This is a genomic window from Mucilaginibacter endophyticus (assembly GCF_003351025.1).
In the GTDB taxonomy this organism is placed as follows: domain Bacteria; phylum Bacteroidota; class Bacteroidia; order Sphingobacteriales; family Sphingobacteriaceae; genus Mucilaginibacter; species Mucilaginibacter endophyticus.
The window spans coordinates 1,312,130-1,337,080 of record NZ_QPCG01000002.1 but is presented as its reverse complement, the minus strand read 5'-3'; the positions used below and the strand labels follow the sequence as shown (position 1 = coordinate 1,337,080).

The window sequence follows — 24,951 nt, the reverse complement described above, 5'->3', positions numbered from 1 at the left end:
AACAAAAAAATAAGCCCATTGCCGGGGGATTGAAGGTAAAAGCAAAGTATTGACACTAACAGATGAACAAAATATTATTATTTAACCCGCGCAGCGCTAATAACAAATACCGCATACCAAATTCGATTTTGAACATAGCGGCATCGGTTGATGGAAAATATGACTGGGTTATTGTTGACGGCAATTGTGAGCATGACCCGATGGTGAAAATAGACAGCTATTTAAGCACCGGCGAGTTTAAATATTTCGGTTTTACGGTGATGCCGGGGCCGCAATTAAGGCAGGCTATTATAGCTTCTAAAACTATCAAACAAAAATACCCCGATACTAAAATGATTTGGGGAGGATACTTTCCTTCAAATCAGCCTAACGCGGTTTTATATTCGGGTTATGTTGATTTTATTATCAATGGCCCCGGCGATCATGCCTTTCCCGCCTTGATTGATGCCCTTGAAAAAAATGAGCCCTATGAATTTATCCGCAACCTCATTTACAAGGCAACAGATGGTAAGATCATCAAAACCGCCAAGGAAGATCTTTTAGACCAGGATAGCCTGCCAGCGCTGCCATATGATAAACTGAATACTTTTTATCCCATCACCAAGTTTTTAGGTAAAACCTACCTGGGCGAAAAAACAATGGCATACCACTCCAGTATTGGATGTCCCTTCACCTGCTCATTTTGCGCGGTAGTGCCAATTTATGAAGCAAGATGGAAAGCTAAATCAGCACAGAACGTTTATAATGATGTAAAATATATCAAAGATAAATGGGGAGCCGATGCCATCGAGTTTCATGATAACAATTTTTTTGTATCAGAAAAACGCGCGGTTGAATTTGCCCGGTTGATAAAGCCCGAAAACATGACCTGGTGGGGCATGGCCCGTATCGATACCATGTCAAAATTCAAAGATTCGTCGCTGGCGGCTATCCGCGAGTCGGGGTGTAAGATCATCTTTTTTGGTGCGGAAAGCGGCAACAATGCCATCCTTGAACAAATGGATAAAGGCGGCACCCAAACCGGCGACCAGATCATCGAGTTTGCCGAGCGTCTAAAAAAGTTCGACATCATTCCCGAATATTCATTTGTACTGGGCACACCGGCCCCAACGCAGGAGCAGGTACAATCACAAATTGATTTTGAGATAGATTTTATTAAGAAGGTAAAGGCGGTAAACCCTAAAACCGAGATCGTGATTTATACCTACAGTCCCGTACCTACCGAAGGATCGGAGCTCTACAAGCAAGTGATCAAGAGTGGGTTTCGCTTTCCGGAAACATTGGAAGACTGGATAAGCCCAGCCTGGGAAAGTTTTGATTTGCGCAAAAATCCGCTTACACCATGGCTTACACCGGATATGATTGACAAGATCAGGAATTTTGAAACAGTGCTGAACGGCGTGTATCCAACGGTAACCGATATCAGGCTGAATATGCTTAAACGTATGGCTATTAAACTGGTGGCTACAATGCGCTATAAGGCCAGCATGTATCAATACCCTTACGAGATCAAGTTGTTACAAAAAGTTTGGCGCTACAGGCAGCCCGAAATACAGGGATTTTAATTTATGCAGATGACTGGCCAATCGTTATATCATACCTTTCAGCGTTTCCGCACCCTGCAAACGCATCGCATAGCCGCGTTGCCCATCGTAATACTGATGCCGCACAGCGCCTGTAATTGCCGTTGTGTAATGTGCGATATCTGGAAGGATAATAAAAACCTGAAACAACTTACTGAAGCCGATGTAACAGACCTGTTGGGTGCTTTACGGAAATTCGGCACCAGACAAGTGTTGATGTCGGGAGGAGAGGCTTTGCTGAATACCAATTTTTTCAGGCTATGTGAAATCTTGCACGCCGAAAAGATCAAGGTTACGCTACTATCAACAGGCCTGTCTATTAAAAAAAACGCAGACAATATCTTAAAATGGGTTGATGATCTTATTGTTTCTTTAGATGGCGACGAGCCTTTGCATGATGCCATCCGTAATGTTCCGGGGGCGTTCAATAAGTTGCGGGAAGGGGTGGAGTACATCAAATCTATCGAGCCAAAATATCGCATTACAGCGCGTACGGTGATCCACCGGTTAAATTACAGGAACTGGCCCGCTATTATTGAAGCTGCAAGGCAAATGGGTATTGACCAGGTAAGCTTTTTGCCTGCCGATGTGAGCAGCCACGCATTCAACCGTCAAACTGCCTGGGCCGAACCCCGGCAGCATGAAATCTTACCTACGGAAAATGAACTCGCCGAGTTTCAGGAAATAACCAATCAGGTACTTGCAAACAAAGCTGATTTTACCAACAGGTTCATTGCCGAGTCGCCGGCTAAGATCCAGGATATTTATGGCTATTACGCGGCTTTTTACGGCCATAATGCATTCCCGTTTAAAAAGTGCAATGCGCCTTGGGTATCTGCAGTTATTGAGGCCGACGGCGAAGTGCGCCCTTGTTTTTTTCATGAGGCGATAGGCAACATCAGGGATAATAAGTTGGAGGATATTTTGAATAGTAACGAAGCGATCAACTTTCGTAAAACACTGGATATGGCTAATAATCCTACCTGTGTTAAATGCGTGTGCTCGCTTAATTTATCGCCTTTGGCGAAGTTAGATTAGTATAGAAAAGATAAAAACGTAGCAAGTTCAAGCGTCTACGCTTGAATTATTCAAAGTAGGAGCCTCCACGCTCCCGGTTCATAGTAAGCGTGGACGCTTGAACTTGCAAAGACGAAATTTAGAAACGGGCTTAAAAACGTATGAACAATATACTGTTTACACATTCTTACTTTTTACGGTTTGATCCCAAGCAATGGGGTATAGGGCAGCCTTATGCACCGCTGGGAACCATATATGCTGCTGCTTTAATGCGCGAACGAGGTTATAACGTAAGCCTGTTTGATACCATGTTTGTGAGCAACCCCGATGAAGTAATACCGGCCATTGAACTGAGTAAACCCAGTTTTTTTGTGATTTATGACGATGGGTTCAATTACCTCACCAAAATGTGCCTGACCAACATGCGCGAGGCTGCTTTTAGAATGGCAAAGCTGGCAAAGGAAAGAGGATGCACGGTAATTGTTTCAAGTTCCGATTCGACCGATAGGTACGCGGCCTATCTTGCAGAGGGGGCTGATTTTGTTATCCTGGGCGAGGCGGAACAAACGCTAATTGAACTTACAGAGCATATTAAAGGCGGCAATACCGATCATTTCGGTATTAAAGGCTTAGCCTATATGAACGGCAGCGAAATCATTAAAACTCCCGGCCGTTCAGTAATGAAAGAGCTGGACACCTTAGCAATACCCGCCTGGGATTTGGTGAACATGGATACTTACCGGGAGATGTGGTTAAAAAATGCCGGCTATTTTTCAATTAATGTGGTGACTACCCGTGGTTGCCCGTTCAAGTGTAACTGGTGCGCCAAACCTATCTATGGTAACAGGTACAATTCGCATAGTCCGCAGTATATTGTGAACGAGATTAAAATGCTGAAGGAAAGGTATGGCATGGATCATATCTGGTTTTGCGATGATATTTTCGGACTGAAACCCGGTTGGGTGCAGGAGTTTGCCAAATTGTTGGGGCAGGAAGGGATCCGGATCCGCTTCAAGATCCAGTCGCGGGCCGATTTGCTGGTTGAAGAGGAAGCTGTGGTGGCACTGGCCGCTGCCGGTTGTGAAAATGTATGGATAGGGGCCGAAAGCGGATCGCAAAAAGTACTCGATGCTATGGATAAAGGCATCACTATAGATCAGATCCACACTGCTACGCACCTCATGAAAGCGCATGGCATCAAGCACTCGTTCTTTATCCAGTTTGGTTATCCAGAAGAAACGCGCGACGATATTACGCTGACCATAGATATGATCAATCAATTGCTGCCGTATGAGATAGGTATATCGGTATCATATCCCTTACCTGGTACCGGTTTTTATGAACGTGTTAAAGCCGAGCTTAAAAAGAAAACCAACTGGACAGATTCTGACGAGATGGCCTTGATGTTCAAGAACACTTATCCTGCTTATTACTACAAGCAACTGCATAAATACGTGCACCGTAACTATCACAAACATTTGGCTCAAAACAGCTTGCAAAAATTGCTGAAAGATCCGTTCGGGATTTCTGCAAACGGTATAAAGAAAGCGTTATCGGTATTTTATTACGCCCCGCTTACTTACTTTGAAAAGCTAAAGCTGGAGAAATTTGAAAAAGCGATATGACCGGAACTGCAACACATGTAAATGAACAATTTGCCGAAGCGGCGTTCAGTAACCAGTCGGTAATTTTTGATGAGCTGTATTCAGGAGATACCATCATTGGTTATAAACGCAAGCGGGTACGCAACCATATTCTGCAATATCTTAAGCCCGGAGGCAGTATCCTGGAACTGAACAGCGGTACCGGCGAAGATGCCCTGTTTTTTGCAAAAAAAGATTTTAAGGTTCACGCTACCGATATTTCAAAAGGGATGCAGCAGCAACTACGGGAAAAGGTATTAAGGCATGGCGTACAGCAATTGGTAAGTAATGAGCTTTGCTCATTTACCCAGCTCGAACAGCTTGTTAATAAGGGCCCTTATGATCTGATCTTCTCCAACTTTGCAGGCCTCAATTGTACCGGCGAACTGGATAAAGTACTACGTTCATTTGGCGAGTTATTAAATCCGGGCGGTATGGTCACTCTTGTAATATTGCCCAAGTTTTGCCTTTGGGAAACTTTGCTGGTATTTAAAGGGAAGTTCAAAACTGCTTTTCGTCGTTTTTTTAGCAGCAAAGGCCGTAAGGCCCATGTTGAAGGTGTTTACTTTGACTGTTTCTACTACAATCCGTCATACATCAAAAAACGCTTAAAACAGGATTTTGAAGTATTAAGTATTGAAGGGTTATGTACCATAGTGCCACCATCATATATTGAGGGTTTTGCCGAAAAGCATCCACGTGTTTATAAAATACTGACAGCCTGGGAAGACAGGTTAAAAACTACCTGGCCGTTTAAATATATCGGGGATTATTATATTATTTCGTTGAGGAAGAAGTAAAGGCGTGCCCTCATTAACGAATTAAATCATCTTGACAAGTTTCAAAACGGGTGTCATGCTGAGCCAGTCGAAGCATGGTGTGTAGGGCCTCTGCGCGCGACCCTTCGACAGGCTCAGGGTGACGGCCCCTACTTTTGTCATTTCTCCTTCACAGGCCAACGGATTTAAATCACTCAGGATGACAGCCACTCTACAACTGATGTCATTTAGCCTTTGCATAACTCATTTTTCCACTGAGGGCGAGAGGCGCGTTTTTTATCATTACACTTTCAGGAGGCTTCTGGGTTTAGCATTACTGCGCAACCCGTTCTTCAGATTGCTGTAATAACATACAAACCTTAGTCCGGTACCGTTCTATTAATTTAACCTGAAAATTTTCGGGAGCTGGTTTGGCGAAATGTTTGCTTGCAGCCATGCTCATTACTGCGCCCCGCATATTTAGTTTCTTCATTTCGGTTTTCTTATTCCAGCGGCCTGCGGTAATTTCCATTAATAGATTATCAAGCCAGCTACCAAAGGAATTGTCGAGCATTTTTTCGGCAAAAACTTTGTACCATGTTTTTTTTAATGGTTTTGCGGTGGCAAGGCGCATACACTTGTTAGGCAAAAAATCATGCATCCAGGAGTTTGCCTTGTAAAAATTCTCAAAGGTGATATCTCCTTCAAGCGGGATAATCGTGGCTACCTCAATAGCTGTATAAATGTTTTTTTCAACTATCTGCAGCCGGGCTTCGTCAATATAATAATTCATGCAGTAATTGTGTTGTTTACCAACCAAAAAGGTAAGTTTTTTGAACATGTGCATGAAGGTACGTGCAAGCCAAAGCCTATTGCGTTCGGTAATAATAAAAAAATCAATGTCCGAGTTTTCGTCGGCGCAGTTCTTGGATAATGAACCTGAAATACCTACGCCACGTACATATGGGAATTTGATCAGGAAAGCGCCAACCTCTTTAGCCTTATTGATTAGTTCAGCGGCTTTCTTATTCATCTTATTACGCTTTATTGAAACCATGTAATCGTTTTTGAGCGAATAAAACCTGTCGAAATGAAATACCAGCTTATCTGCTACCAGTTGATCAAGTGCTTCGGTAAAATCATGCTGCCCATACTTATTTTCCAGGAACAGGAATATTTCGCCGTAGGTTAGCGGATAATCCCACATGTCAAAATAGGCAAGGGTAGCTAAGATATTGTTCCGGGTATTCAGCAAGCGTTTATTGTTTTGTTCAATTAAGGTGGCTATACTTTTCACGTCTTTGTATATATAATGATGACGTACCGTTTGCGGCTATGGTTGCCTGTTAACAAAGTAGTTACACAATATTTTTCGCTTGATTTTTAGTTGGTTGAATACTTGCGGAAAATATTAATAATGAGAAAAATACGCTGTAAAAAAAGATTCCCTTATCTACATCTAAAAAGTTTTCGGACAAGGAAACGGTGCCCACGATAACCATAAAAGCCATTAGTAACAGGTCGCGTTTTGCAATGGCTGTCCTTATACCTAATACCAATACAAAAAGATAAACCAGCAAGCCTGTAATTCCCGATTTAATGAAGAAACTGATGAACTGGTTATGCGAATTTAACCCAGCGAGATACGACCTGTAAAACTGGTGATCAAAAAAAGGATCTTTAAGTAAACCAATCTCGGTACCTGCCCCATGACCTATAACCGGCGATTGGGCACCTACAACAATAGCAACACTCCAACGCGCCAGCCTCGGGTCGGTAAGCTGGGCACCGGCAGATTTGCTGAGGTCTTTCCTGAGCTCGGTCACGTATCTTTCACGAAAGGCACGCGTGGCAAAAATCCCCGCTATCACTACAATCAATAATGATGTAACTATGGTTACATATTTTAAGCGTATCCTTCCCCTCAGCATAAACCATGGTATAACCACTGTCAGGATAATCACTATCCCTGCAAATATTGATTTTGAGCTGAGCTGGATAATGCCCGCTGCCAGCAAGCAACTGCACAGCAAATAAAATACCTTAAGCTTCGGAGAATTCTCCTTTATAAAAACATACAAAAGATATACCAATGCAATGGCTATCTGCATGGAAAAAAAAGTAGCGTGGATCTCCAAAGGTTCAGAGAAGTTATGGTTAGTAAAGGCCGGGGATACCAAAGCCTTTAAGGGTAAATGATAATACCTTACGGTAATCAACGCCTGCAAAAAGAGATAGGCGACGGTAACCGTACATCCTACCGAAAATATTAGTAACAGGTTGTTCCGGTACTTTTTTATATCGAGCGGATTAAAGCAAAATATCAGTGGGATAAGCAAAATGGTAACCTGTCTGCCAACCTCTGTAAAAGCCTGCGGCTTATTGGTGCTGTAAATGGTGCTGATCAGTGTCACTAAGAAAACAGCAGCCAAAGCAAAGTTTACGCTTGTTAATAATGGCTTTATCGTGGTTTTACGGATTTGTATAATAGTATGCAGTGCCAGGCCAATTAACAACAGGTGACTATAAAACATATTGAACGGCAGGCTCAGCAGCAGCAACATCAGCAAGTAATAGCTGATCCTGTTATTCAGCGTATCATCAGGCTTTAGCAGGTTTTTCATGTTGATTGCGGTAGCATTCCAGTATAAAATCTTCGTAGTCGTTGATCACCATTTCCCAGTTAAACTGGTATTGAATTTTGTGAAGGTTATTCTTTACCATTTCGCGTTCAGTATCCTTTCGCTGCACGTTTTCAACCAGGTGCCGAACCTCATTCGCGTTATCAAAATAAAAAGCATCTGAGTTGAGTACTGCTTTGTTGAAAGGGTTATTATGTGCGGCTATGAGCGCTTCACTGGCCATGGCTTCAAGCAAAGAAGGATTAGTGCCACCTACGCTATGCCCGTGGAAATACAGGTAACTGTTATTCTGTAGTGCGCGTACCACGGAGTTATCAAAATTGGCCCCTTTAAACTGGATCCGGTCGTCGTTTTTAAAGCGATGAGTAATGAATTTGCCAAAACGGTTACTGGTATCGCCCAAAACCATAAAGCTCTTCTTTGACGAACTGCTATTAAAACCCTCCAAAATTGTTTCAATGTTGTTTTCCGGCTCCATGCGAGCCATCAGCAAAAAGTAATCTTCCTTAAGCACTTCGCTTTTATCAAATTGCTCACGCTCCTGTTCCGAAAACAGATCGGCACCATAGGGAATATAGCGGCTCTCAACCTCATACTTATCCTTAAGATAAGATCTGATCACCCTTGAATCGGAAATATAATATTGGCTGTGTTTTACGGCCAGCTTTTCGGCATACTTCAAAAACTTTTGCACTGGTTTTGAGTATTTGGAGCGTTTCCATTCCAGGCCATCCATATTGGTGATGATGACACTGTTTGGTGGATAAAGGTGCCCCCAAACCGAACTACTGGTATAGCCCATAAGCAGTACCACATCAAACTTGCGTTTGCGGGCATCCATAAGGCAGTTAAAATCATAGGCAAACTGCCCGGCAGTACCTACAAGATATTCAGGATCGTAACAATGTACAATGTTAACGCCATTCCAGCTATTGGCTTTGTAAGGGTGATTGTGCGAATTATAAACGGTAACCGAGTGGCCCTTTTTTACCAAACCTGCCGATACATATTCTGAAATATGCTCAAACCCGCCATAGTAGTTCGGGATGCCCCGCGTTCCTAAAATCGCTATTTTTAGTTTCATGACAATGAAAGTTTGCTTGTAATAAATTGTAAAATATGATACTGCTTTTTTCCCAGTGGTACTGATGAGCAACGTGCTCTGCCACCCGGCTGGTGAAGGCATAGCTGGGTGGCTGCTCAACAGCAAATGCCAGTTTTTGCTCAAAGTCGGCTTGATTGGCCGGATTGAAAGCATATGGCGCGAAGAAGTTAAAGTTCTTCATCGCTGTTTCTGACGAGCACAACACTGGTGCACCGCAAATGGCCGCTTCAAGCGGCGGGATACCGAAACCTTCGGCTTTTGAGGGATATACAAACAACCTGCAGGCGCGGTAAAATGCTGCCAAATCAGCCTGCTCTGCCTGTGGTATCCACCTGAAAAATTGCTTTTGCTTAGCACTGAGGCTTTTGATGAGCTCGTTTAGCCCCGGCGTATATATTGATGCCTTACCGATGAATACCAGGCTGATACCTTTTTCATATAACTTCAGGCTTAAATATTTCTGAAGCAATAAAAGATGGTTTTTACGCGGCTCAATACGGCTGGTATATAGGATAAAATTCCTGATGCCGAATTTCTTTGCTACCCAATCCTCAGCCTCTTGCTTTGAGTCCTGATATTGTAACAGCGAATTGCTTACCCCATTTTGGATGATGTGCATTTCATCTGCAGGGATCTGATAATAATCGCAAATACGGCTTTTGGAATAGTCAGATACCGTGGTTTTTATATCCGCACTTTTAATGCTCCGGCCAAAAAGATAGTTGCGTGGTATGCTGAACAGAATTGGGAAATCCTTTCTGAAATCATTAAAAAGCATATCATGCATGGTCACAATATATTGGCAGCCTGCTATTTTTTTAGGGCTGATATATTGGAAGTGAGCAAAATCAAACCTATATTTTTTGATATATGCCGGGATATCAAAAACAAACCGCAAAATATTTACACCACGGTTTTTATAAGGCAGTATGTTTTGCGGCGGTAACAGCGGAAATAGTTTGCGAATATTATCCGTATCGCGCGCGCCGATATAAATATCTATGTCCGGGCGCTCGGCCAGCAGGTGATTATATAGTTCACGTATAAAAGTTTGCGCGCCCTGAAATTCTTTATCAAAGGAGTGTGCATCAACAAACAGTTTTATCTTTTTAGCTGCCATAGTTCAACTCCTTTTGATTTAAAACAGCGGTTGGCAGTTCCGGCTCTTCTAAGCGGAAGTTACCTTTAGCCAAATGATATAACCTGATCAGTGTACGCTCGGGCAGAAATGTCATCAGCAGCAAAAAATAGTTTTTGATATGCAACGGGCTGATGGATAGTGTTTTGATTAGGTTTTTTCTTGCCTTTTTGGGTTGGTAATTATTCCAGAGGTATTTTTTACCTATCAGCGCATAATAAGCACCTTTTTTAATGCGTGGAGATAATTGCTTTATACCGATTTCGGATAGTTGCTTTCCTTCAGCTTCTGTGATGCTATGCTTACGCAGCGTATTGTATTTGATCTGCCTGAATTTGCCTGTGCGCCATTTTTCATCAATGGTGATAGACTCGGCATTGAGCCTCACTTTAATGAGTGGCTGATTAAGATTAAAGGCTTTTTCGTGTTTGAGGATACCCGCCCACAAAAAATGATCTTCAAAAGTGTAGGCCAACTCGTTATAGCCACCCGCGTTTAAAATAACATCGCGTTTATAAAACACGCTGGAGTGAATAAACGGGCAAATTTTATAACTAAGCTGACGGATTTCGTTATGGCTCAAAGCATCTGGTTGCCAGGTGAATATCAGATCGCCATGCACATCGGTATAGTCAACGCCCGAACCTATAATGCTGTAATATGGGTGCGAAGAGATGAAATCATACTGAACCTGAAGGCGGTAAGGGTAACAAATGTCATCGGCATCAAAACGGGCAATGTAAGGGGCCCGCGCATGGCGTAAGCCGGTATTTAGCGCTGCGGCTACACCTTTATTTTCCTGGGTTAAAACTACTATACGCTCATCGTTAAATGATTGGATGACATCCAGCGTATCATCAGTTGATCCGTCATTTACAATGAGTAGTTCAAAATCGGTAAACGATTGCTCAAGTACCGACGTAATAGCTTCGCGGATGTAATTACCGGCATTATAGGCCGGCATTAAAACAGTAATTTGAGGGTTATGCATAAGCAAGCTCCTCCGGCACTGTAGTTTTTGTTTTCAAATCAGATGAAGTAGTTTCTTTTAAATTCAGGAATAGCATGAGCTCAAAAACTACCAGTACCGAGAGTTGCTCGAACCAGTAATCAAGAAAAAATATGCCCGCTACCATCATTAGTATGGGCAATCCATAGCTTAGTTTTTTATAGTGCCGTGCAAAAAAGCCGATATAGAAAATGATGAGGGCCAGTAATCCGAGGATGCCATATTCACTTAGCATTTGGTCGTAAGTAGAGTATGGGTTATTGCGTACCGAACGGAACTCGGCATTTTTGCTAAAGAAGCTTAGATACAGGTCAAGGTGATAACGCATAAATGCCGGGTTGATATAGATATAGTTTTTGGGGTAATCGCCCCTGATACCTGCACCTGCGGCCCTGAAAGCTATCTTAGATGAAAAATTTCCCGGCCCTAAACCGGCTATACTTTGCCATGGGTGTACAACCAAATAATCAAAAGTTTGTATCGTGCCGGTGACTTTCCCGGGAAGGGCAGGCAGGAACGGTTCAACATGGCAAAGTGGCAATTGGGCCCAATGGATAGCAATACAATCAAGCAGTTGCTGCCTGTCGGGTGTCATCTCGCCGGTATTATAAAACTCGGCAAAATGAGTGTTAGGTTCAGGAATGTACAGTCGGCCGTAATCCGTAAGCGGCAAACCTTTAATTTTTTTATCAAGTTCGCTCAGCCTTTCCTGGCGGGCTTTAATGGTGCTCAGGCTATCCAGGTAATTTTGTGCAAATTTTCTGCGCCGTTCGTCCCTGCTCAATACATTGTTTGCCTGCGCGGTTGTATTGCTTGCAACTACTGTTTGCAGTTCCGGGCGATTTTTCCGTAATGCACTTGCGCTTACCTCATTTAGGTATTTCCCATTTTGTGGCGATATTTTGGCCATGGAGATGATATAGATCATCAACGCCACCACGATCATGCTTTTTTGATTGCGTGTGGTTTTGAAAATAAATATGAAAGCCAGGATAAGCAGGAACAAAATGCTGATCAGGTTACTGTAAGTAAGTACCAGTGTACTCATGCACACGATCATCATGGCCAGGTTACGCTTATAAATAAAGTAAAACACACCAAATGCACACAGAACGGCATTGGTTGAAGAAATATCAAAACTGATACCCATAACATCATCCCCGGTATTTATAAAGTAGCGCTGGTGCATCCCCATATAGGCATAGGGGTTAATGCTTTTGGTGATCCACATGATATGCGCCAGGTTGGCGGCCGAAAAAACAGCGTTTATGAGGAAAAAGATGATCAGTGTCCGGTAAATGGTTTCGGCATCGGTTTCATCAACCATGAGTTTAACCTGGTGAATAGCCAACAAGGCCAGCGCCCAGCATATCAATGCCCAGCCGAAAACGGGTATGTAATACAGGTTGATAAAATTTTTGTTGACTATTGCAGCAATAACGGCTATCGGGAAAACGAGCAGATAGAATGACGGGAGCCTTGAATCGCGCAGCTTAAAACCAAATTGGAAATTGAAGCGGCTTATGTAAGCAAAAAGCAGCGCTGCTATTTTGAATGGAACGTGAACGTTGATGAAAAGCAACAGGAAGATCAACATCCGCCAATCGGCATAATTTTTCCATCTTTTAATATCAAAAACCGGCAAGCTGATTGTCATTATTCCCTTTGTTTATTAATATTCGTTCCCGGTTTTGCGGGCCTGATTTTAATTTTTTTGTTTAAAGGAATTACGTTCCAAAAAATGGAATGGTTGCCTCGTTATTACGCTGATATATGCAGATATTTAACCGGCATATAAAAATGTTACAGGCAACCGGCCGGTAAAAACAATAGTATAAGGGTATAAACACTACAAGGCATTGCTCAGAAGTAAAGCGTTCATCAGGTTTTTTTCGTCGGGTTTGCAGGCGCTTGCCTTGCAGGTGCTTGGCAGTATCTTTTTTTATGTTATTTCTGTTTACCTGAGTAAGGACAGTTTTGGTATCATCAGCTGGATGAACGCCATGTCTATATTCATCACTACAATACTTGGTTTTGGATTGGAGCAGGTGGTGATCCGTCGTATAGCGGCATCGCAACGGTCTGATTGGGCGGCGGCGGCATTTCTATTCCATTCGCTGGCTGCTTTTTTTGCAGCGCTTCTTATTTTATGGCTGCTCAGCTTGGTGCTGCATGGCGATATTTATCAGCTATTGCCCTGGTTTTTCATGGCGCAGGGCTTGCTTTTTTTGGGTATTCCGCTAAAGCAGTTTTTAAACGCTAAAGAAAAATTTACGCCTTATGGCGTCATTGCCATTATAAGCAATAGCTTAAGAGTTTGCGGTGCCTTTTATCTTGTAGCCGTCCATCAGCTACAAGTTCATTCCATCATCATGGTAATGATATGCACCGCCGGGGCCGAATTGCTGGCATTGTTCATTTATGTTATCACCAACACCGGCTTTAGCTTTAAATTTCGATTTCAGGCTTATAAGAAGTTATTGAGCGAGTCTGCCGCACAATATGTATCTGTAATATTTGATATGAGCCTTTCGCGCATGGACTGGTTATTACTGGGTTTTATGGCAAGCAAGGCCGTTTTAGCCGATTATAGCTTTGCTTACCGCGCTTATGAACTTACCCGGCTGCCCATGCTTATTATTGCTCCCGTTATTTTACCGCGGCTATCAAGGTTAATGGCTTCAAAACCATCTGCCAAATTACAGGAACAGGTAAACGCCTTTAACACCGCCGAGCTACTATTGGCTATGCTGCTCCCGCTTGTTTTTAATATACTTTGGACGCCCGTAGTTGGCATGATAACCGGAGGGAAATACGGCGCTACCAATGCCACTGAGTTTCTGATCCTATCATTGTGCATACCTTTGCAGTTTTTTATAAACTTGCTTTGGTCGCTTAGTTTTAGCGTTAAAAAGTATAAAGCGGTATCTTCTGTTACCGTAAGTTGCGCTATAACAAACATTGGCCTTAACCTGGTATTGATCCCGCTGTTTAATGGTATAGGTTCAGCCGTGGCATTTTTAATTACTAATTTATTACAGGCCGCGCTTTATTACCGGCTGGTAAATAAACATGTTATGTATATTAGCCTACGCCCGTTCGTATTATTGTTTCCTGCTGCTTTGACTGGTTGGTTTATAACATCATCTTTAAACATTCATTTTTTGTTAAGGCTTTTATTGGGGATAGTTTTTTACCTGGTAATTGCTGTGGTATCGAGGCAATTAAGCAGGCATACTATTCAAAACAGTAAACAATTCCTGGCGCAATGAACATTTTATATCTGTGCGATGAATATCCTCCCGGGCCGCATGGCGGCATTGGCACCTACGTGCAACTTATAGCCAGGCAAATGGCAAAGTTGGGCCACAAAGTAATAGCTGCCGGTCTATACAGCCGCGGATATGGCGGTGTTGATGAATTTGAAGATGAAGGTGTAAGGGTTTTTAGGTACCGCTGGGGAATAGATGGCAGGTTATTTGAAAACCAGCAGGCCCTAAGCGCACGACTGGTTAACAGGGTGTTATTAGATACCGGTATAACCGAGCGGGATATTAAAAGGAGTTTGGCAGCCTATCAAAAAAAACTCGAGCAAATCATCAAAATCTGGCAAATAGACATTGTTGAAATGCCCGATTATAATGATTATATCCGTTTTTGCAATTCGTACGTGCCATTTCCAAAGTTGTCTGTCCCGGTTGTTGTTAAGATGAACGGCTCTATAACTTATTTCAACAGCGAGGCAGGAAAAACTGTTGCCCCGCATGTTTTGAAAATGGAGCAGGATATTTTAAACAGAGCAGCAGCTATAAGCAGCGCAAGCGCCTATACTGCCGGCAAAAGTGCTGTTTATCTATCATACGGCAAACCCATCAAGGTGTTGTATAATGGCATTGATACGAATATCGTGGTTATGAATGATGCGGAGCGTGATAATAAACAGGTGGTGTTTACGGGCAGCCTTGTTCAAAAGAAAGGCGTTTTTCAACTTGCAAAAGCCTGGAATATAGTTGCGAAAGAAATCCCGGACGCGCGATTATTGATACTCGGAAAAGGCCCTATGGTAAAAATGACTGCTTTTTTACAAGAGCATGCAAAAAACAGTGTTGTATTCAAAGGCCATGTTAATAAGGACGAGCTTTATGGCTATCTGGCTAAATCGGCAGCCGCCGTATTTCCTTCATATGCCGAGGCCTTTGCGTTGGCCCCTTTGGAAGCTATGGCCTGTGGTACAGCCGTGATCAATTCAAACAGTACATCAGGCCCGGAGCTGATTGAGGACGATATCAACGGAATGCTGATTGATCCTGATCATGTGGAGCAATTGGCATCGGCAATAATTACATTGCTTAACGACGCTGAAAAACGGCTGAAACTTGCCTCCGCGGGCAATGAAAAAGTAAAACGATATTTTGATATTGATATAGTGGCGAAGCAAACGCTGCAGTTTTATCAGGAGGTGCTAACTAAGCCTGTTCCATAATCAGTTCATTGCGGTAGTCGTTTTGTTTTTGAGGCAGCTCTTTATATTGTTTCAGATACACATACTTAAGGCGCGTATTTTTATAAATGACGCGCGCTATGGCAAGGCCTTCGGCGCCGTCCAAGAAACCGAGCCTGATGATGTAATTACGTAAAAAGCCAAAAGCGGGTGAAAAATGCAATTTAATAAACGTTGCTTTTTTACCTGCTTTGTAATACTTGGCCGCGCTTAATTGGGCATAAAGTATAGCTTTACGTTTAAAATCCTCAATATCGGTTACGGAGTGATGGTGGATATAGCCTGCTATACTTTTAATTTCGGCATCGGGTGGTAAAAGCAATGTTTCGTGGACTTCAGTTTCGCCCCATTTTACTATTGAGCGGTTAAATAATCGAAGATGATGATCGTTCCCCCAATTACCAAAACGGATGAGCTTTTTACCAAAATACGATTTGAATTTGATGTCGTAAACAACATTTGCTTTATCAAAGTTTATATTATGAAGTGCTTTGATAAGGTCGGCATCGGGCACTTCATCGGCATCAATACTTAATATCCAATTATAACGGGCCAGGGCTATGCCTTTATTTTTATTCGCCCCATATCCCGTCCAGCTTTTTTGAAATACCCGGCATCCGTAACCCGACGCTATTAGTGGAGTACCATCGGTACTGTCATTATCAACCACAACAATATCATCGGTTATTAAACGGGCCATTTTTATACAATCCTCAATTAAGGTGGCTTCGTTTTTAGTAATGATCACAACAGACACTGGTACCATGCAGCAGTAGTATTAGTAGTATATATTATAAAGGATCTGTTACGACCCTTTACTAAGATATATCGTACATCTACCGCATATGGTTGCCTTGAGTTAAACAAACAAAAAAATATTACGGATTTTGCTTATTCCATTCGGCTACGTTAAGCAGCCTGTCAGAAACAGCATTTTTACAGGTAGGGCGGGGACATAGTATGGTCCAACGGTCTTTAGTTTGCTCAACCACCGGGCGTGTCCCGCATATTTTGCAATTGTTAACCGGGAAGTTTGGGTTTATTTCGATTCTCATAAAAGGCCTTTAAAACAGCCGGGGATTTTCAATATATGAACATTACGCAGTAAACATTTGTGCCAGTTGCCTTCGCTATCAAAAATATAATTATTAGTAGGCATTTGTTTGGTATACATTAACTTGTACATATTTTGTATAACTAACCCTCTTATATGTGAAAATTGAGCATTGTTTTGCCCGGTTATGAGAAAAAATAAAAATATTTTATTGGAGAGGCAACCTTTTAATATTAATTACCGTGATGTGCGTAGATTAGGTTAAATTTATGCGTTTCATTCTGAGTTTATAAAACCCCATATGGGCGAAGAAGAGTTACATCAACTGATCAATGGCTGCGTAAAGCAGGACAGAAAAAGTCAGAAAATGCTCTATAAGGCGTTTTATGGGTTTTCTATGGGGATATGTCTCCGTTATGCGGGTAACCGCGATGAAGCTGCAGAGGTTATGAACCAGGGCTTTATGAAAGTATTTACCCATATAGACAGGTTTGATACTTCAAGGCCGTTTAAAGCCTGGATTGGTAGGATCATGATGAATGTTTCTATTGATTACTATCGGGCCAATTTAAAAATGGCTTACACCGAAGACCTGGAGAAGGCAGAAAACGTGAGCGAGGGCGACCTCACGGATAAAAATTTAAATTACGAAGATCTGCTGGCGATGGTACAGCAGCTGCCCCAGGCTTACCGCACGGTATTTAACCTTTTCGCTATTGACGGATACTCGCATGAAGAGATAGGTGAGATGCTGAACATTAGTCCGGGAACATCTAAGTCAAATTTGCACAAGGCAAGGCATAAACTAAAACAAATGATATTAAAAGCAGAGGAAACTGCTAATAAAACCAATTACAACAGGGGTATGGATTTTAACCCGATTGTGGCCTATAATGGCATAGGCATAGATGTTAGGAGCACTTTTTTTAATAATGGTATCAGAGGATGAAAAGCGAAGAGGATTTAGATAACATTTTTAAGAAGCAGCTGGAAGATCCTGCAAATCATCGGGCGTTTAACGAGGATGACTGGGATGCGCTTGAGCAAATGCTTGACCAAGGCAAAAAACGCCGTGGATTTGTTTATTGGCTACCACTTGCAAGCGGTATAGCAGCCATGCTATTGCTGTTTTTAGGTTGGTTGTTTTTTAAACCAAATACACAGGATAATAATACATCAGGTCAACAACAGGCTAAAGTTAAACCTGTTGTACCTAAAGCGAATCCCGAAACAAACAATAGCGTTGTTCAACATCCTCAGGTTACGGATAGTACCAGAACAACATCGTCAATTAACAATAATTTTGCTGCTAACAGTAATAGGGATAGTCATGTTAAAGCCGGTCAATCGGCTTTAATGCCTGCTGTAAACGGTATCGGCCCCTCCCTTACCGGATCAAACAAAAAGGCAATTGTTGGTCGTGATACCATCATGATGCATCCTGAGCTGATAGCAAACACAAATCCTTTAAATAATCCGTTAAACAATAATAAAGCTTCTGTTGAAAATTTACTGGCAAGCAAGGCTTTATCGCTTGATATACAGCCAGTACCTTTAGCAGTTCCTGATTTTAAGACAAATATCGATAGGCAACCTGTTGCCGCAAGTGCATCAAAACCAGATAAAAAAATAACCAAACAAAGCTTTGGATACCGGCCGCAATGGGCTATCACGGTGTTGGCCTCATCTGATGTAAACGGTACAAACTCATTCCAGGGTAAGGTTGGCAGCAATTACGGCTTATTGCTTTCCTTCGGTGCTACGAAAAAATTAACCATTACCAGCGGCGTTGTATATTCATCAAAGCCTTACAATACAAGTTTTGCCAACTACCACACGGCATTTATCTTTAAGCATGAGCCTACCGACGTAACTGCCGATTGTAAAATGCTTGATATTCCTATCAATATCGGTTACCAGGTTTATGGCAATTTTCGTAACAAGCTATCGGTTGGCGCAGGTTTGTCATCATACCTGATGCTGCGCGAAAAGTATACTTACAACTATGCCGACGGTACCAACAACGCAGCATGGCCTCAAACTTATACCGTACCAAACAGTAAGGGGTATTTATTAAGTATTGTAAATATCAACGCTACGTATGAGCACAGAATAAACTCAAAACTTGGCGTGAGTGTACAACCGTATATGAAAGTGCCAATTTCGGGAGTTGGATATTCAGATATCAAACTGCAATCTTCAGGTGTAGCGGTAGGGGTAACGTATAACCTTAATTCGTTCCGGAAACCTTAATTGGCTTTACCCAACGGTTCGGTTGATGCTCCCATTCGGCTTATAACAAATGGAATTATTATCTTGCGCCACATTTACCGCACAAGATCATTTGCCATGAAAAAACTACTGTTTTTTGCTCCTTTGTTATTGCTGTTTTCATGTGGACATGACCCGGCTCAAAAGCTCGAAAATAAAAAACTAAATAACCTTGCTGTTGAGTACGTAAAGCTTGGCCTTACCATAGGGCAATATGACGGAGATTTTGTAGATGCTTATTACGGCCCCGATTCATTAAAGCCTAAACAGGAGCCGCTTAAAACTTTCCCTAAAGATAGTTTGCTGGCATCGGCAAATAGCTTGATGAATGATCTGCGTACGGTAGCCAACACCACAAAAATTGATACTAATAAAATCAGGGCTAACTGGATGGCCGATCAGTTGGTGGCATTCAGTCGCCGCATCCGTATATTTTCTGGTGAGGAGAGACCGTTTGACGAAGAATCACGTGAGTTATTCGGTGTGGCCGCCCCTGTTTATACCGATGATTTCTTTAAAGCTCAGGTAGCTTTATTAGATAGCATTTTACCGGGTAAAGGCAACGTAAACGACAGGTTTCAAAAGCTGGCCAATAAATTCATTATCCCGAAAGATAAATTAGATCCGGTTATAAAAGCTGCCATTGCCGAGGCTCGTAAACGTACACTTGCCCATTATCAATTACCGGCTGGTGAGTCATTTACATTGGAATATGTGACGAACAAGCCATGGTCGGGCTATAATTGGTATAAAGGAGGTTATAAAAGTACTGTACAGATCAATACTGATCTGAAGATTTTTATTGACCGTGCCATTGATGTTGGCAGTCATGAAAGTTATCCGGGCCACCATGTATACAATATGCTGCTGGAGAAAAATCTTTACCATGATAAAGGCTGGGTGGAAATCTCGTTATATCCGCTGTTTAGTCCGCAGTCGCTGATTGCTGAGGGTAGTGCTAATTACGGTATCGAGGTAGCTTTCCCGGGTGACGATAAAATCAAGTTTGCCAAAAATGTATTGCTGCCGTTGGCTGGTTTGGATACCGCAGGTGTCGATCTGTATTTCAAAGCCCTCGCTATAAAAGGAACATTAAATTACGCCCGTAACGAAGCTGCGAGAGGGTTAATCAATAATACCATGAGCCAGGATAAGGCATTGTCATACCTTAAAAAATATTGCCTTATGAATGTTGAAACTGCACAGAAATCTCTCAGTTTTATCAAAAAATACCGCAGCTACGTTATCAATTACAACTATGGCCAGGACCTGGTGAAAAACTACATTGAATCAAACGGGGGCACCGCCAAAGCACCGGCAAAACGCTGGGAGCTATTTGGTAAACTGCTGAGCCAGGAAGTTGAGCCGGTTAGTTTGGTGAAAAAGTAAGTTTTTATCATCAAAAATGTCATTTCGATAGAGCGCGGGAGGGCCAAAGCGCCGGGGCGAAAGAGAAATCTTATGCAGATTGCAGAGCGAAACAGCTGCTTGTATAAGATTTCTCCTCATTCTTCATCGGAATGACAAACGTGTATAGTTGTCAATTACTTTGCTATCCCATTTATCCTTTTCTTTACTTAACTTTTCCTGTAAGTGTTTATTTAACAATTAATTACGACAACGTTGTAGTAAATAAATTCTTCTCGCTGCTATAATTTTATCTTTTAGTTAAATAAATTTGGTTGAACAGTGCAAGCCGATAAGCGCTGATAACCAATTTTTCTGACCGCCGGGCACAACCGCGTCAGCATAAAAACCAGTAGACTATTAACTACATCTTATAAACCAATTATTTACTTTTTATGAAGAAAATCAACCTTTCTTATTGGCTGGGCTGTGTCCTGCTGCTCGCAGCCGCCGTGATTTTTACACGATGTAAAAAATCATCACTAACAAACAAAGCCGAAAATACGGATGTGAGTACGTTACCCCGTGCCGTAACTTCATTTGTGCATCCCGGCGTACTTAATACGGCCGCCAATCTTGATCTGATAGCCTCGCAGGTTAACAACGGCGATGCTACACGTAACGCCGCTTATCAAAAAGTGGTAGATTTTATTAATAATAATGCCATGCCTGCACAGTTTTATTCGACAGTGTATGTGGGGTCAAACGGGCATACCAGTCCTTCCAAATCACAGATCAGGAAGGACGCGATTTTGGCTTATGCCCTTGCGCTACGTTTTGCTAAAACAGGCGATACCCAATGGTCTGATAAATGCAAGTTTATCCTTAACGGCTGGGCGTCTACCTTTCAAAATTACGCTACTATCGACGCTTCGGATAATCCCAATCAACCAGACCTGGAAGCGTCGTGGACAACACCAAGTTTTGTAGCTGCTGCCGAAATTATCAGGTATTATACGCCCAATGGCGTATCGGCAAACTGGTCGGCAGCCGATATCAACACTTTTAGTAATTATCTTAATAATGTTAAAAATAACTATATCAATAATACGGTAAATACCGGCTACAATAACAACTGGTATGTATCTGCGGGTTACGCTAAAATGGCTATCGGCGTATTCCTGAATAGCGCCAGTGTGTTTAATGATGGCGAAAATATTTTGAACAACGTGTTCAACAGCGTGATTCAGGCAGGCGGCACCATGCCCGAGCTTTGCGACCGACAGGATTGCGTACACTATCAATACTCACTTACCGGACTGACATTTGCAGCCGAAATTGCAAACATGCAGGGCGATAACTCTTTGTATACCGCATTATCCAATCGTATAAGCCAAGGTTATGATTTTATGCGCAGCGCTTATAATCAAAGTACCGGCTGTAACTATTGCTCAGCTTCAAGTACCGTTTATCCGGGACTGGAAGTGGCTTATCATCATTATGCTACAGCAAATATGGCCTCCTTACGTACTGTAAGTTCAAGCGCCACACCTGTATACGTGCCTGCAGATAATACCTTTCTTGGTTTTACTACATACACCCACTACAACGTTAGTGGCGGTAGCACAACGCCTCCGCCAAGTAATAATCCGCCAATAGGCCAGGTGATTTCCCTTAAAGGTTTTAACGCTAAATACGTAAGCGGTGAAAACGGTATCCAGGCCATGACTTGTACCCGTACAACAGCCGGCGACTGGGAGCATTTTACCGTGCTTGACGCGGGTAACGGCAAAATTTACCTGCGCAGTATGGGTAAGTATGTATCGTCAGAAAACGGCACCCAGGCCATCACCTGTAACCGTACCACACCGGGCGATTGGGAGAAATTTACCTGGGGCGTTAATGCCGATGGTACTATCACATTACAGAGCAGTAATGGCAAGTTTATTTCAAGTGAGAATGGCACTCAGGCCATGACCTGCAACCGGGCTACTCCATCTGGTTGGGAATCGTTTGGGTTAAACCAATAATATCTTTCATATTTATTAGCGGAATGCCATAGCTTTTAATAGCTGTGGCATTTTTGTTTACAAACGGATGCGTAAATAGGCGGAATGAATAATTTTTATTCATACATTTAGCGGGTATCATACCCTGATAAACAACCAGTTTAACACCCAATATTGTCTTAAAAATGATTAAGCCCCGGTATTTTATAGCCCTGTGTTTAGTGGCATGCATTTATGCGTCCTGCAAAAATCAGCATAACAATAACCCTTATAGCGGCTGGCCGGCATATGCCGGGTCGAAAGAAGGAATAAGGTATTCATCAAACGAGGAGATCACTTTAAACAATGTAAGCAAGTTAAAGCAGCTGTGGACTTTTAGCACTGCAGATAAGGATACCGGGAACCGGAGCCAAAATCAATGTAATCCCATTATGGTTGATGGCATCTTGTATGGCACCAGCCCGAAACTGAAATTGTTTGCGCTAAACGCCGCTACCGGTCAGCAAAAATGGTTGTTTGACCCCGCAAAAGATGATACCACCAATAACGGCGACCCAATGGCTTATTATAAAGTGAGCCGTGGTGTAATTTACTGGCAAAATGATGCTGGCGGCGAAAAACGCATTTTTTACAGCGTAGGTGCCAAAACCTGGGCTATTGATGCGGAAACAGGAGTTCCTGTACGTTCATTTGGTAAGGCTGGGTATATTGACCTTACCAAGGACCTGGACAGGGATACCAAATCGTTTGTGGCAGGTACTACACCAGGCGTGGTTTATAAAAATGTATTGATTGTTGGCGATCGTGTATCGGAATCTGCCGATGCAGCTCCGGGACATGTGCGCGCTTATGATACCCACACCGGAAAGTTAAAATGGATTTTTCATACTATACCACATCCCGGCGAGGTTGGTTATAATACCTGGAAGGATACCGCAGCGTATAAGAAGTTTGGCGGGGCCAATAACTGGTCGGGCATGGCGCTGGACGAAAAGCGGGGGATGGTTTATATCCCGACAGGTTCGGTAGGTGGCGATTTTTACGGCGGTTTCAGGAAGGGACAAAACCTGTTTGCCAATTCATTATTGGCGCTTGACGCGGCTACAGGTAAGCTGAAATGGTATTATCAGTTTATACATCATGACCTGTGGGACCGAGATCTACCGGCTAACCCTAACCTGGTAACCATTGTAAAAGACGGCAAAAAGATAGATGCCGTTACGCAGATCACTAAACATGGTTATGTATTTATGTTCGACAGGACAAATGGAAAGCCTATTTTTCCGATAGTGGAAACACCCGTGCCGACAAAAGCCCTGCCGGGCGAGGAAGCTTGGCCAACGCAGCCTATCCCGACTTTGCCGCAGCCTTTTGCCCGGCAAAAGTTTAATCCCGAAGATGTTACCGACCGTACGCCCGAAGTACATCAGGAAATGCTGGCAAAATATAACCAGGTTAAAAACCGGATCATGTTTACCCCGCCAAGTAAAGAAGGTGGCTGGATTTTCCCTGGCTTTGATGGTGGGGGCGAGTGGGGCGGAGCCGCTGTTGACCCCGAAAGCAAAATCCTATATGTTAATTGCTCCGAAATGCCATGGGCGCAGGTCATGATAGATGTGCCTAAAACTAACACTGATGACCATTCGCCGCAGGCATTGGGGCATGTGGTATATAATACCAATTGTATTGGCTGCCATGGTGCGGAATTGAAGGGGAATGGCACATCATATCCCTCATTAGTGAGCATCGGCAAAAAATACACTGCCGACCAGGTGAGTGGCATCATTGCCAGCGGCCGCAACATGATGCCATCGTTTAAGCAAATCTCGCCTGAGGATAAGAAAAACCTCCTTGCATTTTTGCTTAAAATCCCGGAAGCCAAAGCGGCGAAGGATATGGCAAAAGAACCAACCGGTAATCGTGAGGTAAGTTCGGCCACAGAAAAAAAGGTGCTTGACGAAGTACCGTATACGATGAATGGCTATAATCGTTTTCTGGATAAAGACGGCTATCCCGGCATTAAACCACCGTGGGGCACACTCAACGCTGTTGATCTTACATCGGGCAAGTTGCTTTGGAAAGTGCCTTTGGGCGAGTTTGCGGAGCTAAGCAAAAAAGGGATCCCGGTAACAGGTACCGAGAACTATGGCGGGCCAGTAGTTACCAAAGGCGGTTTGATATTTATCGCCGCGACTAAGGATGAAAAGATCCGGGCCTTTGACAAACATACCGGTAAAGTGGTTTGGGAAGCTCAGTTACCGGCGGCTGGTTACGCTACCCCTGCAGTTTATTCAATTGATGGTAAACAATACATAGTTATTGCCTGCGGCGGCGGAAAAATTGGAAGTAAGTCGGGAGATAGTTATGTTTGTTTTGGATTACCGGACTAATACCTCATTATGGATTTATTTGAAGCAGTTTTTGATTTATACGAGCAAATAAGATTAAAGGCAGAAAACGATTTTCAGGACCTGATCAAATGCCAGTACACGCAGCAATGTTACAGCGATAATGGCGCGTTTTGCCTGGTGCTGGAAATTACTGTTTTGAAAAATATCTCTGACGATGATTACGGGTTAGTGTTTTCCATCAATGCCCAAACAGAACCCAATCATCCCGATCATAATAGTGATGCTAAAGGCATATTTTTAATCGCTGATGTACATCATGGTGATAATAAGCCTATCAGCAGTCTGGACGAACTGGTTTTTGATCCGCAGAATGATACCGAAGTAGAGGAAACTTATGCTAAGATTGAGCAATTTATCAAGCCTTTCACCACAGGTGTAAGCGATTTGCTTGTACAGGGATATGATATTAAGGTAGCGGATAATTCGGTAAATTAAGTTTCAGCAGGTTTTCTGAAGCTGGTTT

At 42.7% G+C, this 24,951-nt stretch carries 20 protein-coding genes; 12 read left to right on the top strand and 8 right to left on the bottom strand.

Annotation, left to right across the window (positions count from 1 at the left end; translation table 11 throughout):
• The first annotated feature begins 62 nt into the window (after positions 1–62).
• The 4 genes from DUL71_RS12995 to DUL71_RS12980 all read left to right on the top strand — a co-directional run bounded on the left by DUL71_RS12995 (position 63) and on the right by DUL71_RS12980 (position 5,043).
• The gene (locus tag DUL71_RS12995; protein ID WP_114938449.1) at positions 63–1,565 is read left to right on the top strand and encodes a B12-binding domain-containing radical SAM protein; all 1,503 of its coding nucleotides are present in this window, start codon (positions 63–65) and stop codon (positions 1,563–1,565) included.
• Positions 1,566–1,574: 9 nt separating this feature from the next.
• A complete protein-coding gene (locus DUL71_RS12990) occupies positions 1,575–2,621 on the top strand; it encodes a radical SAM/SPASM domain-containing protein (RefSeq protein ID WP_161964429.1) in 1,047 nt (348 codons plus the stop codon).
• A 140-nt stretch (positions 2,622–2,761) separates the two neighbouring features.
• Entirely contained in the window at positions 2,762–4,225 is a 1,464-nt protein-coding gene (locus DUL71_RS12985; protein ID WP_114938447.1) for a B12-binding domain-containing radical SAM protein, read from the top strand.
• Complete coding sequence (locus DUL71_RS12980; protein WP_114938446.1) at positions 4,222–5,043, top strand: class I SAM-dependent methyltransferase; 822 nt, start codon at positions 4,222–4,224, stop codon at positions 5,041–5,043. The genes DUL71_RS12985 and DUL71_RS12980 overlap by 4 nt, the downstream gene beginning before the upstream one ends.
• Positions 5,044–5,335: 292 nt before the next feature.
• Here the strand turns inward: DUL71_RS12980 and DUL71_RS12975 are convergent, their stop codons facing one another.
• From DUL71_RS12975 to DUL71_RS12950, 6 genes are all read right to left on the bottom strand, one after another.
• Positions 5,336–6,298 (bottom strand): nucleotidyltransferase domain-containing protein, encoded by a 963-nt coding sequence (locus DUL71_RS12975; protein WP_114938445.1) that lies wholly within the window; start codon positions 6,296–6,298, stop codon positions 5,336–5,338.
• Positions 6,299–6,359: 61 nt separating this feature from the next.
• A complete protein-coding gene (locus DUL71_RS12970; RefSeq protein WP_114938444.1) occupies positions 6,360–7,625 on the bottom strand; it encodes an O-antigen ligase family protein in 1,266 nt (421 codons plus the stop codon).
• Entirely contained in the window at positions 7,603–8,727 is a 1,125-nt protein-coding gene (locus DUL71_RS12965; RefSeq protein ID WP_114938443.1) for a DUF1972 domain-containing protein, read from the bottom strand. Before DUL71_RS12965 ends, DUL71_RS12970 begins: the two co-directional genes overlap by 23 nt.
• On the bottom strand, positions 8,666–9,868 hold the full coding sequence (locus DUL71_RS12960) for a glycosyltransferase family 4 protein (protein WP_114938442.1): 1,203 nt from the start codon (positions 9,866–9,868) through the stop codon (positions 8,666–8,668). Before DUL71_RS12960 ends, DUL71_RS12965 begins: the two co-directional genes overlap by 62 nt.
• On the bottom strand, positions 9,858–10,877 hold the full coding sequence (locus DUL71_RS12955) for a glycosyltransferase (protein WP_114938441.1): 1,020 nt from the start codon (positions 10,875–10,877) through the stop codon (positions 9,858–9,860). Before DUL71_RS12955 ends, DUL71_RS12960 begins: the two co-directional genes overlap by 11 nt.
• Positions 10,870–12,552 (bottom strand): hypothetical protein, encoded by a 1,683-nt coding sequence (locus tag DUL71_RS12950; RefSeq protein WP_114938440.1) that lies wholly within the window; start codon positions 12,550–12,552, stop codon positions 10,870–10,872. Before DUL71_RS12950 ends, DUL71_RS12955 begins: the two co-directional genes overlap by 8 nt.
• 202 nt (positions 12,553–12,754) lie before the next feature.
• Here DUL71_RS12950 and DUL71_RS12945 point away from each other — a divergent pair, with 202 nt between their 5' ends.
• Both DUL71_RS12945 and DUL71_RS12940 read left to right on the top strand, forming a co-directional pair.
• A complete protein-coding gene (locus DUL71_RS12945) occupies positions 12,755–14,167 on the top strand; it encodes an oligosaccharide flippase family protein (protein WP_114938439.1) in 1,413 nt (470 codons plus the stop codon).
• Positions 14,164–15,378, top strand: a complete 1,215-nt coding sequence (locus DUL71_RS12940) for a glycosyltransferase family 4 protein (protein ID WP_114938438.1) — start codon at positions 14,164–14,166, stop codon at positions 15,376–15,378. The genes DUL71_RS12945 and DUL71_RS12940 overlap by 4 nt, the downstream gene beginning before the upstream one ends.
• Here the strand turns inward: DUL71_RS12940 and DUL71_RS12935 are convergent.
• Positions 15,362–16,162, bottom strand: a complete 801-nt coding sequence (locus DUL71_RS12935) for a glycosyltransferase family 2 protein (protein ID WP_114938437.1) — start codon at positions 16,160–16,162, stop codon at positions 15,362–15,364. The genes DUL71_RS12940 and DUL71_RS12935 overlap by 17 nt on opposite strands.
• Before the next feature lie 112 nt (positions 16,163–16,274).
• A complete protein-coding gene (locus DUL71_RS31945; RefSeq protein WP_154402378.1) occupies positions 16,275–16,451 on the bottom strand; it encodes a hypothetical protein in 177 nt (58 codons plus the stop codon).
• Positions 16,452–16,751: 300 nt separating this feature from the next.
• On the opposite strand from DUL71_RS31945, the gene DUL71_RS12930 reads away from it, so the two are divergent.
• The 6 genes from DUL71_RS12930 (at position 16,752) to DUL71_RS12895 (ending at position 24,923) form a co-directional block, all read left to right on the top strand.
• On the top strand, positions 16,752–17,399 hold the full coding sequence (locus DUL71_RS12930) for an RNA polymerase sigma factor (RefSeq protein ID WP_114938436.1): 648 nt from the start codon (positions 16,752–16,754) through the stop codon (positions 17,397–17,399).
• Positions 17,396–18,703, top strand: a complete 1,308-nt coding sequence (locus DUL71_RS12925; RefSeq protein WP_114938435.1) for a hypothetical protein — start codon at positions 17,396–17,398, stop codon at positions 18,701–18,703. Before DUL71_RS12930 ends, DUL71_RS12925 begins: the two co-directional genes overlap by 4 nt.
• Positions 18,704–18,799: 96 nt before the next feature.
• Positions 18,800–20,110 carry a hypothetical protein gene (locus tag DUL71_RS12920; protein WP_114938434.1) on the top strand — a complete coding sequence of 437 codons (1,311 nt, stop codon included), beginning with the start codon at positions 18,800–18,802 and terminating at the stop codon, positions 20,108–20,110.
• Positions 20,111–20,523: 413 nt separating this feature from the next.
• The gene (locus DUL71_RS12915) at positions 20,524–22,098 is read left to right on the top strand and encodes an alginate lyase family protein (protein ID WP_208645533.1); all 1,575 of its coding nucleotides are present in this window, start codon (positions 20,524–20,526) and stop codon (positions 22,096–22,098) included.
• Positions 22,099–22,298: 200 nt separating this feature from the next.
• Positions 22,299–24,467 carry an outer membrane protein assembly factor BamB family protein gene (locus DUL71_RS12900; RefSeq protein ID WP_208645532.1) on the top strand — a complete coding sequence of 723 codons (2,169 nt, stop codon included), beginning with the start codon at positions 22,299–22,301 and terminating at the stop codon, positions 24,465–24,467.
• Positions 24,468–24,476: 9 nt separating this feature from the next.
• Positions 24,477–24,923: a hypothetical protein gene (locus tag DUL71_RS12895; RefSeq protein ID WP_114938431.1), complete on the top strand. Its 447-nt coding sequence runs from the start codon at positions 24,477–24,479 to the stop codon at positions 24,921–24,923.
• Positions 24,924–24,951 lie beyond the last annotated feature (28 nt).